Origin of the sequence: Corallococcus aberystwythensis, from assembly GCF_003612165.1 — a bacterium.
Lineage (GTDB): Bacteria > Myxococcota > Myxococcia > Myxococcales > Myxococcaceae > Corallococcus > Corallococcus aberystwythensis.
On record NZ_RAWK01000019.1, the window covers coordinates 1 to 16,394 of the forward strand.

Below are 16,394 nucleotides of genomic sequence, written 5' to 3' on the forward strand. Positions count from 1 at the left end.
GATGGGGACGAAGCGGGGCGGGCGCACCTGGAGTATGGGAGGACGCTGGGACGCAGGGCGGGCAGGAGGACGAGGCCTCTGTTGCTGTGGGGAGCTCAGTCGCGCAGCAGGCGCGCGGCAATTGGCAGGTGGTCGGAGGGCTCTTGCTCCGACGGCATCGGCGTCCGTGCCTCCAGCACTGGCAACCGGTCTGGCCGGGCTCGCAGCGCGCTCGAATGGAAGAGGAAGTCGATGGCCTTGGGCGTGCCGTTCGCGTTGCACGTCGCCTGGTGCTGGTCCGCGTAGGCGTCACGCAGCCCGGCTGCTTCGAACGCCTGCACCAGGGGCTCACCGGGCCGGGCGTTGAAGTCGCCGCAGACGACCCACAGGGCCTCTGGATCCTTCCGGACGAGCTCGTTGATCAGCTCGGTGGCCTCCTGCATGCCCTGGTGTTGCTCCACGGGCCTGTCAGGCCGGTCCCAGCGCAGGTGCGTGCAGGCCACGCGCAGCCGCTCCCCGCCGGTGTCGAAGTCCACGACCAGCGCCAGATGCCCGGAGATGCGCCCGTCCTCCAACCGGTCGCTGAAGTAATGCGCCCGGTGTCCCAGGCTCCGCCCCAGCCGGTGAAACACCGCGCAGCCATCCGGGCGGCCTTGCTCCTTCCGCGCCATCAGGCCCACGTACCCGCGTGGCGCCAGTGCCTCCTGGAGCGCGGCGAAGCTGTCAGGCTCCACCTCCTGAAGGCAGACGATGTCCGCGTCCAGCCCCAGGATGCGCCAGGCCAGCGGCGCGTAGCGGCTTCGTGGCCGGAGCAGTGCCGCGGGCGTGTGCGGGAACCACTCGGGCTTGATGTAGGCGTCCGCGAGGACGTTGTACGAGGCGATTCGCAGGTCCACCGTCATGGGCAGGGTCTCCGGTCCGCCCGTCGCGTGCTATCGATGGTGTCATGAGCGACGAGAACCCGAGCATCCTCTCCCACGTCTCCATCGGCACGAACGACTTCGCGCGCGCGGTGGCCTTCTACGACGCGGCCCTCGCCCCCCTGGGCTGCCGCCGCGTGCTGGAGTTCCCGAACGCGGTCGCCTACGGGCGCCAGTTCCCGGAGTTCTGGGTCCAGGCGCCCATCGACGGGAAGCCCGCGACCGTGGGCAACGGCACGCACTTCTGCTTCCTCGCCACGTCCAGGGAAGCCGTGCAGGCCTTCTACCAGGCGGCGCTCAAGGCGGGCGCCACCGACGATGGCGCCCCCGGCCCGCGTCCCCTGTACGGCGCGCCCTACTACGGCGGCTTCGTGAGGGACCCGGACGGTCACAAGATTGAAGCGTCCTTCTGGGACGCATCGCTCGGTGGCCACGAGGGGGCGGAACCTCAGTAGTTCGAGTCCTCGTAGAAGAGCATGTCGTTGCAGCCACTCGTGCCCACGATGTAGGCACTGCCATAGAGCTTCGGGCTGAAGGTCACGCCCACTGCCGCGAAGGATTCCTGAAAGTAGCAGCACGTCCCGCCGATGGGGCCGGAGCTGTCCGAGTCCTCCTGGTAGCTGCTGTGGTCGGGGGTCCAGGCATAGGCATACGTGTGGATGTTCCGGGTCATCTCCGCGTGCGGACCGAACTCGGACCATTCCGCATGGGTCGTGACGGCGCCATCCACCATGCCGTAGTCAAACGTGATGTTGAAGGTGATGGTCCCCGCGCAGAACGCGCTGGAGGTCGAACCAGAGGGTCCCACGTTCGACAGTGCGGGCGTGGTGGTGGGCAGGGGCGCGTGGGCGCCTGACGCGAGCGCCTGCGCGATGTGGCCCTCCAGGTATCGGATCCGCTCTGCGTTGGACGCCAGCTCCTTCTCCATGCGCATCGCCTTCAGCTGGGTTTGCTGCTGCCGGGCATTCCGCAAGGCGAACTCGAACCCCTCGACGCCACGGCCCATGCGCACGACGCCACCTTCCGGCTTCGCGCGCTCCCAGACACCCGGAGCAATCTCGGTCCATTCCCGTGACGGGATCGCATCCGAAGCAGATGCCTGGGATTCCGCGGCAGGCTCCTGTTTGGCGACCTCCGATTCAATCGCTGTCCCTTCTCCGCAGGCCACCATGAGGAATGGAGCAACCAGGCCCTTCAACCATGCGCTTTTCATCATGTCTCCTCGCAATTGACGTGTCCCCCCAAGCCGCTGGGTCGGAGCACTCTAGGGAGTCATTGAGTGGAGGAGAGGAGAACCGACGGTCCTGTTGAGTATTGGAGCGACGAGCCCTGGGGCGGGCCGCGTGCACGGATGCGTTCGGGGCGTGTCCACCGGGTTCCGGTGACGTACAGTGGCCGCGCGCCGCGATTGATCCGCGAACCCCGTGCCCCCCAACGCAGCGGCGCGTTTGAAGGACTGAAGCCATGAGCGACACCGCCGCAGCCGCGGGCCTGGACCGGAGTGCCTCCCCCCGCGCGTCATGGCCCGCGCGAGCGGTGACCGCCGTGCTCGGCCTGGGTGTCATCCTGCTGGTGCTGCGCGGCAATCCGCTGCCGGAGCCAGTGCCCGCCTCCGCCCCGGTGGAGCGGTTCTCCGCCGGGCGCGCCCGTGAGCACCTGCGCTTCATCGGCGCCGAGCCCCACGCCCTCGGAATGCCGAGGCACGCGGCGGTGCGCGACTACCTGCAAGCGCGCCTGCGGGATGTGGGCGCGGAGGTCCAGCTCCAGCGGGAGGCCGTCTTCGCGCCCGCCCAGGGCATCCCCCGGCCCGCCGCGAACGTGGAGAACGTGGTCGGACGCCTGCGCGCGAAGGATGGCGCGAAGGGCACGACCGTGATGCTGGTGGCCCACTACGACTCCGTGCCCACGGGGCCGGGCGCGTCCGACAACGGGGCCGCCGTCGCGTCCATCCTGGAGGTGGCGCGGGCGCTCCAGCAGGGGCCGGCGCTCGCGGGCGACGTGTTGTTCCTGTTCACGGACGCGGAGGAGCAGCACCTCCTGGGCAGCACGGCCTTCGTGGCCTCCCATCCCTGGGCCCGGGAAACAGGCGTGGTCCTCAACGTGGACGCGCGCGGCAACGCGGGGCCGCTCCTGATGTTCGAGGTCTCTCCGGGAGGCGGCTGGCTCGTGCGCAGGCTCGCCGAGGAGGCTCCGGACGTCGGCGCCGGTTCGCTCTTCACGGCCGTGTACCAGCGGATGAAGAACGCCACGGACTTCACGGCGCTGCGGCAGGGGGGATGGCAGGGGCTGAACTTCGCCAACGTGGAGGGCACGCAGGCCTACCACACGCGCCAGGAGACCGTGGACGAGGTCTCCGACGGGCTCCTCCAGCAGCAGGGCGACACGCTGCTCGCGCTCACCCGGCGCATCTCGCGCGAGGCGTCCGTGCCGGAGGGCGAGGAGCTCATCTACTTCAACGCGGGCCCCCTGCGCGTCCACTACCCCAGGTCCTGGGCCGTCCCGCTGGCGGCCTTCTGGGGACTGCTCTTCGTGTTCGTGGTGGTTCGCGCGCGCATGCGCAAGCAGCTGCGCCTGTGGGCCGTGCTGCGGGAGTCGGTGGTGCTGCTGCTCGTGGGCTTCCTGGCCAGTAGCCTCGCGCGCCTCGCGTGGCCGCTCTTGAAGGCGCTGCAGCCTGGCTTCCGCGCCCTGAGCCGCTCGGAGACGCAGGACAACGCGCGCTTCATCCTCGCGGTGGTGCTGTGGGTGATGGCGGTGATGGGCATCGGGTTGTTCCTGCGCCGGCGCGCGCCGGTGATGGAGCTGGCGGTGGGCGGATGCGTGCCGTGGGCGGTCATCGCCATCCTGGTGAGCGTCGTGTTGCCGGGCGCCAGCGCGTTGTTCCTCTGGCCCCTGGCGGGGATGGTCCTGCTGCTCCTGTGGCTGGGAAGCCGGAGGACGGATCCGCTCACGCCATGGCGCGTGCCGCTGTGGGGACTGGCCGCGCTGCCGCTCCTGGTGCTGCTGCCGCACGTGCTGGCCACGTTCTTCACGGTGCTTCCGCTGGAGCGGGCCGCGGTGCCCTCCGACCTGTTGATGCTCGCCATCTGCCTGCTCGCGCCCGGCTGGCTGTGGCTGGCGGGCCGGGGACTGCCCTGGGCCTCGGGCGGGGCCGTGCTCCTGGGCCTGGGGCTGCTGGTGTCGCTCGCCGTCGGTCAGCGCTTCGACGCGCGGCATCCGCGCCCCACGGGCCTGCTGTACCTGGTGGACGCGGACGCGAGGTCCGCGCGCTGGGTGTCCTCGGATGCCGTCATCAACGACTGGACGCGGGCCTACCTGGGCAGCGGCCCGAAGCGGGAGGCCGTGGACGCGTTGCCGGAGGTGAAGGGGCCGTTCTGGACCGCGCCCGCGCCAGCGCCGGGGGACGATGTGCGGGGGCCCGTGGTCGATGCGCGGGTGGAGGCCGGGGAGGGTGGCCGCCGGAAGGTGTCGCTTCACATCACCCCGTCCCGCCCGGACGCAGCCTTCGTGGACGTGCAGGTGCTGCCCGGGGACGCGGTGGTCTCGGCGCGGCTCGCGGGCCAGAGTGCTCCGGGCGACGCGCTGCGGACTCGCAACGCGGCTCAGGGTGTGCTGCTGCGCTACTGGGTGCCGTCCGCCGGGGGCTTCGACCTGGAATTGGAGCTGACGGCCGGCGGCAGTCCCACCGTGAGGGTGGGCGAGCACGCCTACGCGGTGCCTGCGCCGGTGACGAAGGGGCTGCCCGCGCGCCCGGAGGACACCATGCCGGTGCCCTTCGGGGAGGGGCTGGACGAAGGCACGCGGGTGACGCGGACGCTGCCCCTCATCTCCACGCCCTGACGGCCCGCCAATGCCTCACCCAGGCCCGGGCACGCTGTCGAGCCGCAGCAATGACAGCGCATTCGGGAGGGCCGCTCCCTCCGCCGTGTTGTCGAAGATGCACCACACGCGCCGGCCAGCCTGCTCGTGGCCGGAGATCTCCTTGGCCAGCGCCTCCAGGAACGCCTGGGAATAGGCCGAGTAATACATCTTCGGCGAGCCGTGCAGCCGGTAGTAGACGACCTCCGCATCCGGCGGCTCGGCGGCGTCCACTGCAATGGGATCCGCTTTCACGTAGCGGATGCGCGCGCCGTCCAGCACGTGCCGCGCTTCGTCCGTGAACCAGGTCCGGTGCCGGGGCTCGCACACCACGTCGACATCGGTCCGCTCCCGCAGGGCCTGGAAGAAGGCATGGGCCGTCCCGGGCTCGTGCTGGAGGCTGGGGGGCAGCTGCACCAGCAGGCAGCCCAGCTTCGTTTCCAGGTGGCCCGCCTCGTCCAGGAAGCGCTCGAGCGGCTCCCGCACGTCGCGCAGGCGGAGCTCATGGGTGATGACCTTGGGGACCTTCACCGCGAAGCGGAATGTCTCCGGAACGCTGTCCCGCCAGCGGGCGTAGGTGGCGGGCCTGTGCGGCCGGTAGAACGACGAGTTGATCTCCACCGCGGGGAGGACGCGCGCATAGCGCTCCAGGTGGGTTCCCGTCGTGGGGAAGTGCTCGCCCACCGCGCTCGACAGGCTCCAGCCGGCGCAGCCAATCCAGCAGCGCTCGGGAGCAGGGATGGAAGGTCCTTGGCGCACTCCGGGAAGCTAGGCACGGACGGGCGCGGCGTCATGGGGCTACCCGACGGCGAGTCCCCGGGGCACGGTGGGCTCGAGCGCGGCGAGGAGCCGGAGCGCGGCGTCTCCGACCTCCTTGCGCCAGGCCATCCGCCACGGCCGCCGCAGGGGCCCTGACGCCAGCCGCTTCACGACCAGGTCTCCCCTGCCCAGATGCGGGGTGGTGATCCACTCGGAGAGCACCGCGACGCCCAGGCCCGCGCGGGCGACGTCGAGGATGGCCTCGGTGAGCGGCAGCCGCTCCAGACGAAGCCGGGGCCGTTCACGGCCGAAGACCTGCGTCATGAACCACTGCGACTCCGCCGCGGGCGTCTGCCCCGTCAGGATCGTGTGCTCACGCAGATCCTCGCGGGTGAGCGCGCGGCGGGCCGCCAGCGGGTGCGACGCGGACATCACGAAGATGATCTCATCCGAGAAGAGCGGCCGTGTCTCCAGCCCGGCGCGAGGCACGGACGCCGTCGTGAGGAGCGCCACGTCGAGCTCTCCCGCCACCAGGGCCGTGACGGGGTCCTGCGTGTGCTCGACCGCCAGGGACAGGTGGAGGCCCGGCAGGCTCTTGCGCAGCGTCACCAGCGCGGACGGCAGCCAGTGGTAGGCCGTGTAGCACTGGCAGACGAGGCGGAGGCGGATGGACGGCGCCACCGGCGCGCGCACGCGGTGCTCCAGGTCGCCCAGCTCCACCAGGAGCCGCGTGGCGCCCGCGACGAGCTCCTGTCCCGCGGGTGTGGGCACCAACCCGCGAGGGGTCCGGTCGAAGAGGCGCGCACCCAGCCGCTCCTCCGCCGCGAGCAGCGCGCGGCTCACCGCCGGCTGCGTGAGGTGCAGGACCGCCGCGGCCCGGGCCGTCGTTCCGGAGGAGGCCAGGGCCAGCACCACTCGCAGGTCGCGCACGTCGAGGCGGGGGGAGGGAGGCGGGGCAATGTCTTCCATGCATCCAGCCTATGCCAACGATGCGTTGGACGCATCCCTGCCGGAAGCGGAGAGTGCCGCCTGTCTCGCGAAGGCCCCACGTTCACCGTCCTGGAGGACACCCCATGCAGCTCTACTTTTCCCCCCTGTCCTGCTCGGCCGCGACCCGCATCTGCCTGTACGAAGCGGGGGCGGAGGCGACGTACATCGAGGTCGATTCAAAGACGAAGCGCACGCACGACGGCCGCGACTACCTGGAGGTGCACCCGCTCGGGCTCGTCCCCGCGCTCCGCACCGACGACGGCGACGTGCTCACGGAGAACGCCGCCATCCTGCAATACCTTGCACAGGCGCTGCCCCAGGCGGGCCTCGCGCCGGAGGAGGGCCGCGGCCGCGTGCGGCTCCAGCAGTGGCTGTCCTTCATCGGGACGGAGCTCCACAAGTCGACCTTCAACCCGCTCCTCGATGCGAAGGCGCCCGAAGGCGCCAGGAGCTACGCCCTGGAGAAGGGGACCACGCGGCTCGCGTACCTGGAGCAACACCTCACCGGACGCGAGTTCCTGCTGGAGCGCTTCAGCGTCGCGGATGCGTACCTCGCGACGGTGCTCAACTGGTGCGCGGCCACCCCCATCGACCTCAAGAAGTGGCCCGCGCTCAGCGCGTACTTCGCGCGCCTGCAGGAGCGGCCCAGCGTCGCGAAGGCCTTGTCCGAGGAGCGGCGGCTCTACATGGCCCAGCTCGAGAACCGCAAGCCTCGTCAGTGACGGCGGAGGCGGGCGACGAGGGCCTCATAGCCTGCATAGGACAGCGGCAGCAGCAGGGCGAAGAGGACGGTGACCCGTGACAGGCCAGGGTGGGCCAGGGGCTCGCGCACGTGCGAGGCCATGGCGGCGAGCAGGCGCCCCGGCTCCGCCAGCACGTCCCAGCTGTTCCAGCGCTCCACCCGGCCCAGGTAGATGCCATAGCCACACAGGAGCGACGTGACGGCGACGAAGGTCCACGCCGCCGTCCGTCCCCAGCGCTCCTCCAGCCACCGCTTCCAGACCTCCAGCGACAGCAGGCCCAGCATCCACCCGATGGAGGCGAACAGCGCCAGCAGGGCCGCGTCGAACCAGAGCGGCACCACGGGCCGCTGCCGCAGGTGGATGAAGTCGGTGACGAGGTAGGGCGCGTTGGGGAAGAGCGCCAGCCATCCCAACGCCAGCGGCCCCAGGAGCCAGGGGCGGTCCAGGCCCCGCACCATGAGCACCCGCGCGAGCAGGGCCAGGGTGTAGGGCGCCCACGCCAGGAACAGGTTCCATGCGAGGAAGGCGAAGCTGGCGCGCTCGCTCCAGTCGAGCCGGACCGCCAGCAGGTCCACCGCGAGGAGGCTGCCCACCGTCGCGGGCAGCAGGCCATGGCGGCTCAGGACGGACATGAAGGGAGAAGGGGGGCGGGACATGGGGGTGTGTGGCGAGGCAGCCGCGCACCGTGGCGGAATGACCACGCGGAAGCGCCTCGGGGCCCACCCAGAGCAATGCGCGGGCCAACCCACGGACCGCCCCTGGCTACAATGCCAGGCGATTTCGGGGGAAACTGGACCCACCCGTATTCCTCGCCAAGGTGGGTCATGGTCCACGCTCCTGTCGTGCTCGCGACGCTCATGCTCGCGGGTGCCGCTCCCGTTCCGGATGAAGCCGCGATGTGGAAGGCCGTCTTCTCGCTGGAGCGGCCCGTCCCGGCCACCCGGACCCGCTCGGAGTCCGAGCTGCTCAAGGGCGGCGCCACGGCCTACGGCGTCCTGGTGAAGGTCGCGCGGGTCGGGGGCATGGAGCAGGCCCTGGCGGCGGCCGGGCCGACCTCGTCTTGCAGCATCACCGCCGCGGCGCGCTTCACGGCGCAGCGGCCGGATCGCTCGACGCTGCCCACGAAGGCGGTGGACCTGGCGGCCCGAATGCTGATGGAGGACGCGGCGCTGCGTCAGCGGGCGCAGCGGTCCGAGGAGCCATTCGAGCGGGGCCTGGCGTTGGCGGCCGCGTCACGGGTCCCCGCGACGCAGGTGGAGGCGCTGACGGCGATGCGGCTGGAGCCGGATCCGAAGCTGCGCCTGTGGGCGACCGCGTTCGCGGAGTGCTTCACGCGCCAGGCCGAGAAACGGAACGACGGCTCCGAGGAGGCCCTGAGCGGCGCGGCACGCGAGCTGGCGGAGCTGGCCGATGAGGTGCGGGCGCCCCTGCGGTGCGTGGAGCCCGGAGAGCTGGAGCCGGTGCTCGTGGACGAGTTGGCCCGGGGGCTGGCCGAGTCCGCCGGGTATTCCTCCTCCAATGACGTCATGACGCTCACCGTACGGCGCGAGAACGGCGAGCGGGTGGAGCTGAGCCCCGCGTGCGCGCTGGCGGCCTATGACGCGGCGGCGGCGAAGGGAGGCTACGACGAGGGGTTGCTGAAGCCGCTCGCCACGGCGATGCACGGGGACCTGAAGCTGAGGAAGGCCGCGGGACAGCGGCTCGCGCGCGACCTGGACCACGTGCAGGAGAACCGCCGCAATTACCTGGCCGCGGAGCTGGTGCTCGCGGGCCACGAGGTGCCCCGGAAGGTGACCTTCGATGCGACGCGGCTCTCGTCCTCGAGCATCGAGCTGGAGGCCTCGGTGCGGCAGGGCAACCCGGAGGCCAAGGCCGTCATCCAGAAGCTCATCCTCTGCAGCAGCGACGTGGACCAGCGGGAGCTGGCCCTGCTTGGCTACGTCGGGACGAAGGCGGCGGCGGACAGGGCGTATGAGCTCGCGCGGCAGTGTCCCTCGGGGAAGGCCGCGGCCGTCGCGGCGCTGGTGCGGATGAAGGACCCCCGGGCCTTGAAGCTCCTGCCCCAGGCCATGGAGGACTGGGGCTTCAACCAGGAGGCGCTGAAGCGTGCCCTCCTGGAGGCCTACACCCCGAAGCTGGGCGAGCAGCTGCTGGCCCTGGAGGCGAAGGGAAACAACCAGGCGCGCTCCGCGGTGCAGTACCTGAAGGCCGCGAACGTGATGAAGCCGTAGCGCAGGAGTCGCTACGGGCCTGCTCAGGGGCTCCAGCGCGCGCGGCGCACCAGCCAGGAACTGCCGCCGCGCCCGTCCCGCACCACGGCCCAGAACGTCACCTCCTGGGCCCCCGCGCCTTCCTCCGGTTCCCACTCCACGCGGTGTCGTCCCTGCTGGCCGCCGAAGTCCGCGCCGCCCGTCTCCGACAGGTTGAACGTGCCCAGCGAGGTGTACCAGGCGATCTCCCACGCCTCCTTGAGGTTGACGGCCTGCAGCCGCAGGCCCGGCACCACGTACGCCTCCTGCCGGTCCGACACGTCGTCGGCCGTCACCACGAAGGGGCCGGGGCCGCTCAGCTCCAGGGGTTCGCTCTCAGGCCACGCCACGTCGTCCACGCGCAGGCCGGGCAGCACCGGCTGCACGTTCGCCGTCATGCCCGCCACCACCGGGCACCAGAAGACCATCAGCTTCTGCGCGTACACCTCCTCGTCACCCGCGGACACCCGGAGGACGAGCGGCATGCGGATGCCTCCCAGCCCCTGATAGGCGTCCTCCTCCAGCACGCGCTCGATCAGGAGCTTGTTCTCCGCGACCCGGGCCGCGCCGGGGCGGATGGGGAGCGTCAGCTCGCCCGCGGCCGTGGTGCCCTCCGCGAGGAGCACGCGGTCCGCCTCGGTCTCGCAGATGCGGTCGTCCTGATCCGCGCAGGCCCACAGCGAGTACTGGAGGGTGCGTCCTCCACCGGCGGGGTCCACCAGCAGCGCGCGGTACGTCACCTCCGCCGCGAGCTCGTCAAAAGCCTCCGGGGTCTGATCGCAGGTGGAGGCGATGAGCTCCGGCTGTTCCGTGGAGACGCCGAGCACCCGCAGGTCGTGCACGCTCGAGGGCTTGTCCTCGGGTTCGACGCAGGCGAGGGCGGCGAGCGCCAGCAACAACAGGCTTCCGGTGTTGATCAGGGCCTTCATGTCAGAAGCTTCCTTTCACGCCGACCACGGGAAGGATGGGGATGCCGGGCACCTCGTACTCCCGGCGCTGCCGGTAGTCGTTGAAGGTGAACTCGACGTTCTCCGCGTTGTAGAGGTTCTGCACGTCCAGGTACGCCCCCAGCGTCCAGCTCTGGAACTGCCAGCTCTTGTCCAGCCGCACGTCCAGCTGGTGGAAGCCGGCCGTGCGCGACGAGGCATAGGGGCCGTACGTGCCGTTGAAGCGGTTTCGGTCCACCTGGTACAGGTCGAACGTGTGGTTGAGCGGCGTCGTCGGGCGGCCGGTGGTGTAGCGGAAGCGCCCGCCCAGCTCCCATCCCTTGCCCAGCACGTAGTTGCTCACCAGCGTGAGGATGTGCGTCTGGTCGAAGGGGCTCAGGCCGTACGTGTCGTCGCCATTGCCACCGAAGCCTCCGCCGAAGCCACCGCCACCCTCGGGGGCCGGGCCCGTGCGCCCGTCGAGCGACTGGCTGAAGGTGTACGAAATCCAGCCGGACCACTTGTCCGTCGCGGACGCGCGCTGCTTCTTCACCATCACCTCCAGGCCCAGGGCGCGGCCGATGCCCTGGTTGGAGTACGGCAGCTGGACCACGCCTCCGCCCGGGAGCGAGAGGATCTGCCCGGGCGCCGCGATGTTGTCGAAGCGGCGGTTGAAGAAGCCCGTCACGTCCACGTTGAACACGTCGGTCAGCCGGTGCTCCACGCCGAGGCTGCTCTGGAACGCGCGCTGGTAGGCGAGGTCCGGGTTGCCGTAGGGCAGGGTGATGAAGCGGAACGTCTCCGCCGGCTGGCTGTAGAGGCCCAGCGAGCCCTTGAGCTGGGTGCGCTCGGTGGCATCGAAGCGCACCCACAGCCGCGGATCCAACGCGACGTTCCGGGCGTCGCCCGCGCGCTGGTAGTTGCCGCGCAGGCCGGGGGTGAAGGTGAACTTCCCCACCTTCAGGTCCGCCTCCACGAAGAGCGCGCCGTCGAAGGAGCCCAGGCCGATGTGCTCCACCAGCAGCTCGCCGATGGACTCGGCGCCGGGGAAGGCCACGTACTCGAAGTTCTCCGGGGCGGGGAACTCCACGTCGAAGGACTGGTGCTCGTACACGAGGTCCAGGCCGGTGCGCACGGTGAGGGCGGAGGACAGCTCCAGGCCCAGCACCTCGCGCGCGCCCACCGTGTAGCCCGAGCCGTCCTGCTTCGCGGCGCCGAACTTGAAGCTGGTGCCGTCGTAGCCCACGTACGGCGTGAAGACAGACGTGAGCGCGCCCTTGCGGTACGTCCAGTCGCCCTTGATGCGGTGGAAGAGCGTGTGCGTGTCCACCGACAGGTCGCGCTCCGTCTCCGGGCCGCCGGACACCAGGCGCAGCTGGTCGTCACTGCCGAAGGCCATCACGTAGCCGGTGCTGTGCCCGCTGCCCGCCTGGGCTTGGGCCTCCTCCTCGGAGCGGGCATCCCGCTTCGCGCCGAAGTCCACGCGCAGCTGGTAGTCCCAGTAGCGGGGGACCACGGACAGGGTGCTGCCTTCGCTCTTGGGGAGGACGGCGGGCAGGATGGTGTCGATGTACGAGCGCCGCGCGGCGGCCGCCACGCTGATGCCCTTCGTCACGGGGGCTTCCAGGAAGAAGCCCGCGTCCAGCAGGTCCACCTTCACCGAGCCATGGAACGTGTCGGAGGCACCCTTGCGCGTGCCGACCTCCACGATGCCGCCCACCGCGCGGCCGTACTGGCTGCCGTAGCCGCCCGGGAAGAAGTCGAGCTGGTCGATGAACTCGGCGTTCACGACCGAGGGGCCGCCGAGCAGGTGGAAGAGGAGGGGGATGCCGACCCCGTCCATCATCGTCGCTGTCTGGCCGGGGTTGGAGCCGCGCACCAGCAGCTCGCCGGAGATGAAGGGCGCGCGCGCCACGCCCGGCAGGGTCTGGATGACGCGGATGGGGTCTCCGAAGGTGCCCGGCGTCCGCTGCGCCTCCTGGCGCGTGATGGTCCGGCGCACGACCTCCTTCTTCGGCCGCTCGGAGCGCACCACCGTCTCCAGCGCGCCGGCGGTGGGCGCGAGGAAGAAGTTCACCTCCGTCGTCTCGTTCTCCTGGAGCTGCTCCTTCGTCTGGTAGAGCTGGAAGCCGGACGCCACCACGCGCACGGCGCACTCGCCGGGAGGCACCTCGAGGGTGAAGCGGCCTTCCGCGTCGGAGATGGCCTCGGGCGCCGCCGGGTCGTCACCGCAGCGCACGGTGGCCCCGGGCACGCGGGAGCGGCTGCCGCGGGAGATCAGCTGACCGGTGAGCGTGGCCTTCGCCGCCGGTGGGGCCTGCTGCTCCGGTCCCGAGGACTCCGGCGTCGGAGCGTTGAGGGTGAAGTGGTAGACGTACTCCACCTGCACCGGCGCGGGCACCCCGTCCACCTCCGCGGGGGAGAAGCGGAACTGGCGCACCGCCGCGATGGCCGCCTCGTCGAAGCCATGGCCCGCCGGCTCCGTGGGCAGCACGTCCGCCACGCTGCCGTCCGCGGCGATGGTGATGATGAGGCGCACGGACGCGGTGAGCCCCTCCGCGAGCGCTTCAGGAGGGTAGGGGGCCTCCACCTGCTGGAGCAGCTCCGGAGGCTTCGTCATCACGGGCTGGGCCTGCGCGGGCGGCGCCGCTTCCGCGGGGGGCGCGCCGTCCTGCGGGGCCTGTGCCAGCGCCGGGGGCGCCAGCAGGAGCGAGGCCGCGGCGAGCGCGCTTCGGGCGTTCAGGTTCAGGGACATGGGGCGCGGAGCATACGGGATGCGGCCCTGGCTTCGCCGCCCCCATTGCGATCTTCCGGTTATCAATCCCTGACGAAAGCCTGAAACTGGCAATAGAAAGTTCACCGCGAATTCCCTGCGTCGCTTTACATGGAAGATCGCCATGACCATGCACTCTTCAATTCATTCTCGCGCAAGGGGTCTCGTTGCCCTCCTGGCGCTGTCACCCTTGATTGCCTTCGGGGCCTCGGACACGGATCGCATCATCGTCCGCTACCGCGACCAGGCAGCGGCCCGGAAGACCACCGCCGGAGCGCGGGTGGCGAGCCGCCGTGTCACCGATGCGGCCCACCAGCGTGGCTTGAACGCCAGTCCCCTGCGCACCGACGGGCGGGGGGCCCAGGTGTGGGCCGTGGACCGGAAGATGACGTACGAGGAGGCCCTGGCGCTGACGAAGCAGATCGCCGCGGCCGACCCGGAAGTGGAGTACGCCGAGCCGGACCTCATCATGCGGCCGACGCTGGTCCCGAACGACCCGTACTATCCCTTTCAGCCGGACCTCCACCCCATCACGCCGGGCATCAACGCCCCCGCCGCGTGGGACCGCACCAGCGGGACCGGCGTGGTCGTCGCGGTGGCGGACACGGGGTACCGCCCTCATGCCGACCTGGCCGCCAACCTCCTGGGCGGGTACGACTTCGTCTCGCTGTGGCCCTTCGGCGCGAGCGTCTTCCCCAATGACGGGGATGGCCGCGACAGCGACGCACGGGATCCGGGCGATTGGTGCGTCAGTGACCCCAACCATCAGACCAGCTCGTGGCACGGGACGCATGTGGCCGGCACCATTGGCGCGGTCACGAACAATGGCGTGGGAGTCGCGGGCATCGCCCATGGCGCCCGGATCCTGCCGGTGCGCGTGCTCGGGATGTGCGGTGGTTACTCCTCGGACATCGCGGACGGCATCTCCTGGGCCGCGGGCCTGCCCATCTCCGGGGTGCCCAACAACGTGACCCCCGCGCGGGTGATCAATCTGTCATTGGGAGGCCCGGGCTCCTGCCTCTACACCTACGCCAATGCCATCAGCGCTGCCCGGAGCAAGGGGGCGGTCGTGGTTGTCTCCGCGGGCAACAGCAATGGGGACGCCGCCAATGCCATGCCGGCCAACTGCCCGGGAGTGGTCGCCGTTGCCTCGGTGAACGCGTCGGGCACCCGGTCGTCGTTCTCGAACTACGGCCCGACGGTGGCGCTCGCGGCTCCTGGAGAGACAATCCTGTCGACGTACAACACGGGAACCACCACGCCGGTGGGCGACGCGTATGCCTACAGCTCCGGCACCTCGATGTCCGCGCCGCACGTCGCGGGCGTGGCGGCGCTGATGTTGTCCGCCAACCCGTCCCTGGCCGTCGACGCGGTGACCTCGCTGCTGCGCTCTTCGTCCAGGGCCTTCCCCGGTGATTGCACGGGGTGCGGCATCGGGCTTGTTGACGCTGGCGCCGCCGTCAATGCCGCGATTGCCTACGGTGCGGCCAACCGCATCGACGAGTCGACCTTCTTCGTTCAGCAGCTCTACTTCGACGTGCTCCGGCGCAAGCCCGACAGCGGTGGCCTGGCCTTCTACATGGGGCTCTTGAACGCGTGCAATGGCAACCCGGCGTGCCTGGCCTCCACCCGGGTCAACATCGCGCTCGGTCTCTTCCAGTCGCAGGAGAGCCAGGCGCTGTACCCGGACCTCAATCCGGCGACCTCGCCCAACTACAACGATGCCTTTGTCACCCGGATCTACCAGTGCTTCCTCCAGCGCAACTTCGACCCTGATGGGGGAGTCACCTGGTACAGCTACCTGAATGGGACGAATGACTACGCGGGCGTGATGACCGCCTTCATCACGTCCCCGGAGTACCGCAAGCGCTTCGGCAATCCCTGAGCGTCGTCCCGGGAGCGTCCACGGCGGGAAGCCGTGGGCGCTCCAGGGTGAGCGGAGGCTCAGAGGATCGACATGCTGTCCGACATGGTGTTGAACGGCGAGTTGATGGACGTGCTCTGGTAGTAGAACGACCCGCTCTGGTTCCCGGACACGTCGTAGTAGCGCATGAAGCCCACGATGGTCTGGCCCGGCGAACACGGCAGCGCGAGGCCGCCAAAGCCATCATCACAGATGCTGTCGTTCGCGTAGTTCGCGGAGCCCGACACCAGCGAGCCGGCCATCGTGACGTAGCGCGAGGTGCCGTAGCCCAGCTCCAGGACGGCCACCAACAGCACGTCGCCGCCATGGTCATAGGCCGTGGTGAACTGCGACGCCGACACATATTCCCAGCCCACGTTGCTGGAGCCGACCGCGTACACCTGCACGTAGCTCAGCGCGGGGGCGGGGCCCAGCGTCGTCACGCCTTCGGGGGACACCCGGGCGGCCTCCGGAACGCGGCCCAGGCGCTGGCTGCTGGTGTCCAGCGTCTGCCCACGGACCGTCGACGCGACGAAACGGCGGGCCGTCTCCGAGGACGTGAAGTCAGCGGCGGAAGCGCTCATCGCGACGGTGGACAGGGCAATGGCAAGCATCTTGGTGTGCATGGTCATTCTCCAGGCATGAATGGGGTTTGACACACGGAGTGTGTGTCTTGACCACCATAGAGAGAAGTAAACACCCGCACAACCCTTGTCTTGACGTCATGAAATCCGTGGTCGCCGGGGACCTCATCTGGGTGCGGGGCACCCCGGCCGTGACACCCATGGGCTCATGTCTTTCGTTTTGTCTTCGCGACCTTCTTCGCCGCGACCTTCTTCGCCGCCTTCACACCGGGCGCACGTCCCGTCTTCGTCGCGGCCTTCCGTGCTCCGTTCTTGGGGACCGTCTTCTTGGCGCTCTTCCGCCCGGTCTTCGCCCTCGGCTTGCTCGCCGTGGGCGCGGCGTCTCCGGTGGAGACGGGAGCCCGGGGTTCGGCGGGCAGGCCCGGGCCTGCATCGTAGGCGGTCGTCCGCCACGTCATCTTCTTGCGCAGGTGCTCAATCCACGCCGGATGCGTCGGCTGGATATCCAGGAAGGGGCCGGACCGCTTCACCTGCGCCACGAACGCCTGCGCGTTCGCGTTCATCCACGCGCTGTCGAAGGCATGGTGTTCCTCCATTTCCCGCGCGAGCGCCGAGCCTTTCAGATGGCGGTGCTGGCTGAACTCAGCATCCCCTGACTTCGCGATGGGGTCGTACATCAACATCAATGCGAACACCGCGTGTGGCGGGGGGCG

At 70.2% G+C, this 16,394-nt stretch carries 14 protein-coding genes; 5 read left to right on the plus strand and 9 right to left on the minus strand.

All coding sequences use genetic code 11. The features are described 5' to 3' along the window. Positions 1-95: 95 nt before the first annotated feature. The gene (locus D7W81_RS04900; protein ID WP_120554140.1) at positions 96-881 is read right to left on the minus strand and encodes an endonuclease/exonuclease/phosphatase family protein; all 786 of its coding nucleotides are present in this window, start codon (positions 879-881) and stop codon (positions 96-98) included. Between the two features lie 44 nt (positions 882-925). Here D7W81_RS04900 and D7W81_RS04905 point away from each other — a divergent pair, with 44 nt between their 5' ends. After that, positions 926-1,354, plus strand: coding sequence for a VOC family protein (locus D7W81_RS04905; protein ID WP_120554141.1), 429 nt, complete (start codon positions 926-928; stop codon positions 1,352-1,354). Here D7W81_RS04905 and D7W81_RS04910 read toward each other — a convergent pair. Beyond that, the gene (locus tag D7W81_RS04910) at positions 1,348-1,905 is read right to left on the minus strand and encodes a hypothetical protein (RefSeq protein ID WP_147445344.1); all 558 of its coding nucleotides are present in this window, start codon (positions 1,903-1,905) and stop codon (positions 1,348-1,350) included. The genes D7W81_RS04905 and D7W81_RS04910 overlap by 7 nt on opposite strands. Before the next feature lie 458 nt (positions 1,906-2,363). On the opposite strand from D7W81_RS04910, the gene D7W81_RS04915 reads away from it, so the two are divergent. Beyond that, complete coding sequence (locus D7W81_RS04915; RefSeq protein WP_120554143.1) at positions 2,364-4,736, plus strand: M20/M25/M40 family metallo-hydrolase; 2,373 nt, start codon at positions 2,364-2,366, stop codon at positions 4,734-4,736. 15 nt (positions 4,737-4,751) lie between these two features. Here D7W81_RS04915 and D7W81_RS04920 read toward each other — a convergent pair whose 3' ends face one another. Both D7W81_RS04920 and D7W81_RS04925 read right to left on the minus strand, forming a co-directional pair. Then, positions 4,752-5,513, minus strand: coding sequence for a DUF72 domain-containing protein (locus D7W81_RS04920; RefSeq protein ID WP_167508033.1), 762 nt, complete (start codon positions 5,511-5,513; stop codon positions 4,752-4,754). Between the two features lie 39 nt (positions 5,514-5,552). Continuing rightward, positions 5,553-6,482 (minus strand): LysR family transcriptional regulator, encoded by a 930-nt coding sequence (locus tag D7W81_RS04925; RefSeq protein WP_120554145.1) that lies wholly within the window; start codon positions 6,480-6,482, stop codon positions 5,553-5,555. Positions 6,483-6,586: 104 nt separating this feature from the next. On the opposite strand from D7W81_RS04925, the gene D7W81_RS04930 reads away from it, so the two are divergent. Continuing rightward, positions 6,587-7,225 carry a glutathione S-transferase N-terminal domain-containing protein gene (locus D7W81_RS04930; RefSeq protein WP_120554146.1) on the plus strand — a complete coding sequence of 213 codons (639 nt, stop codon included), beginning with the start codon at positions 6,587-6,589 and terminating at the stop codon, positions 7,223-7,225. On the opposite strand, the gene D7W81_RS04935 is transcribed toward D7W81_RS04930, so the two are convergent. Next, complete coding sequence (locus tag D7W81_RS04935) at positions 7,219-7,902, minus strand: DUF1361 domain-containing protein (RefSeq protein WP_120554147.1); 684 nt, start codon at positions 7,900-7,902, stop codon at positions 7,219-7,221. The two genes, D7W81_RS04930 and D7W81_RS04935, sit on opposite strands and share 7 nt — an antisense overlap. 168 nt (positions 7,903-8,070) lie before the next feature. Between D7W81_RS04935 and D7W81_RS04940 the strand changes: the two genes are divergently transcribed. Then, positions 8,071-9,477, plus strand: coding sequence for a hypothetical protein (locus tag D7W81_RS04940; protein WP_120554148.1), 1,407 nt, complete (start codon positions 8,071-8,073; stop codon positions 9,475-9,477). Positions 9,478-9,500: 23 nt separating this feature from the next. Here D7W81_RS04940 and D7W81_RS04945 read toward each other — a convergent pair whose 3' ends face one another. After that, positions 9,501-10,424 (minus strand): hypothetical protein, encoded by a 924-nt coding sequence (locus tag D7W81_RS04945; RefSeq protein WP_120554149.1) that lies wholly within the window; start codon positions 10,422-10,424, stop codon positions 9,501-9,503. A gap of 1 nt (position 10,425) precedes the next feature. Then, positions 10,426-13,176 (minus strand): TonB-dependent receptor, encoded by a 2,751-nt coding sequence (locus D7W81_RS04950; RefSeq protein WP_120554150.1) that lies wholly within the window; start codon positions 13,174-13,176, stop codon positions 10,426-10,428. A gap of 208 nt (positions 13,177-13,384) precedes the next feature. Here D7W81_RS04950 and D7W81_RS04955 point away from each other — a divergent pair, with 208 nt between their 5' ends. Continuing rightward, positions 13,385-15,079 (plus strand): S8 family serine peptidase, encoded by a 1,695-nt coding sequence (locus D7W81_RS04955; protein ID WP_208721168.1) that lies wholly within the window; start codon positions 13,385-13,387, stop codon positions 15,077-15,079. Between the two features lie 59 nt (positions 15,080-15,138). On the opposite strand, the gene D7W81_RS04960 is transcribed toward D7W81_RS04955, so the two are convergent. After that, the gene (locus tag D7W81_RS04960) at positions 15,139-15,723 is read right to left on the minus strand and encodes a DUF4879 domain-containing protein (RefSeq protein ID WP_158621434.1); all 585 of its coding nucleotides are present in this window, start codon (positions 15,721-15,723) and stop codon (positions 15,139-15,141) included. Positions 15,724-15,887: 164 nt separating this feature from the next. Continuing rightward, complete coding sequence (locus D7W81_RS04965; protein ID WP_147445345.1) at positions 15,888-16,364, minus strand: hypothetical protein; 477 nt, start codon at positions 16,362-16,364, stop codon at positions 15,888-15,890. Positions 16,365-16,394: the final 30 nt, after the last annotated feature.

Bases quoted from the DNA above. Each gene is read 5' to 3' on its own strand.
- D7W81_RS04965 (WP_147445345.1), bottom strand. From the start codon at position 16,364: ATGTTGATGTACGACCCCATCGCGAAGTCAGGGGATGCTGAGTTCAGC.
- D7W81_RS04925 (WP_120554145.1), bottom strand. From the start codon at position 6,482: ATGGAAGACATTGCCCCGCCTCCCTCCCCCCGCCTCGACGTGCGCGAC.
- D7W81_RS04930 (WP_120554146.1), top strand. From the start codon at position 6,587: ATGCAGCTCTACTTTTCCCCCCTGTCCTGCTCGGCCGCGACCCGCATC.
- D7W81_RS04900 (WP_120554140.1), bottom strand. From the start codon at position 881: ATGACGGTGGACCTGCGAATCGCCTCGTACAACGTCCTCGCGGACGCC.
- D7W81_RS04940 (WP_120554148.1), top strand. From the start codon at position 8,071: ATGGTCCACGCTCCTGTCGTGCTCGCGACGCTCATGCTCGCGGGTGCC.
- D7W81_RS04950 (WP_120554150.1), bottom strand. From the start codon at position 13,176: ATGTCCCTGAACCTGAACGCCCGAAGCGCGCTCGCCGCGGCCTCGCTC.
- D7W81_RS04945 (WP_120554149.1), bottom strand. From the start codon at position 10,424: ATGAAGGCCCTGATCAACACCGGAAGCCTGTTGTTGCTGGCGCTCGCC.
- D7W81_RS04960 (WP_158621434.1), bottom strand. From the start codon at position 15,723: ATGCACACCAAGATGCTTGCCATTGCCCTGTCCACCGTCGCGATGAGC.
- D7W81_RS04910 (WP_147445344.1), bottom strand. From the start codon at position 1,905: ATGGGCCGTGGCGTCGAGGGGTTCGAGTTCGCCTTGCGGAATGCCCGG.
- D7W81_RS04935 (WP_120554147.1), bottom strand. From the start codon at position 7,902: ATGTCCCGCCCCCCTTCTCCCTTCATGTCCGTCCTGAGCCGCCATGGC.
- D7W81_RS04915 (WP_120554143.1), top strand. From the start codon at position 2,364: ATGAGCGACACCGCCGCAGCCGCGGGCCTGGACCGGAGTGCCTCCCCC.
- D7W81_RS04905 (WP_120554141.1), top strand. From the start codon at position 926: ATGAGCGACGAGAACCCGAGCATCCTCTCCCACGTCTCCATCGGCACG.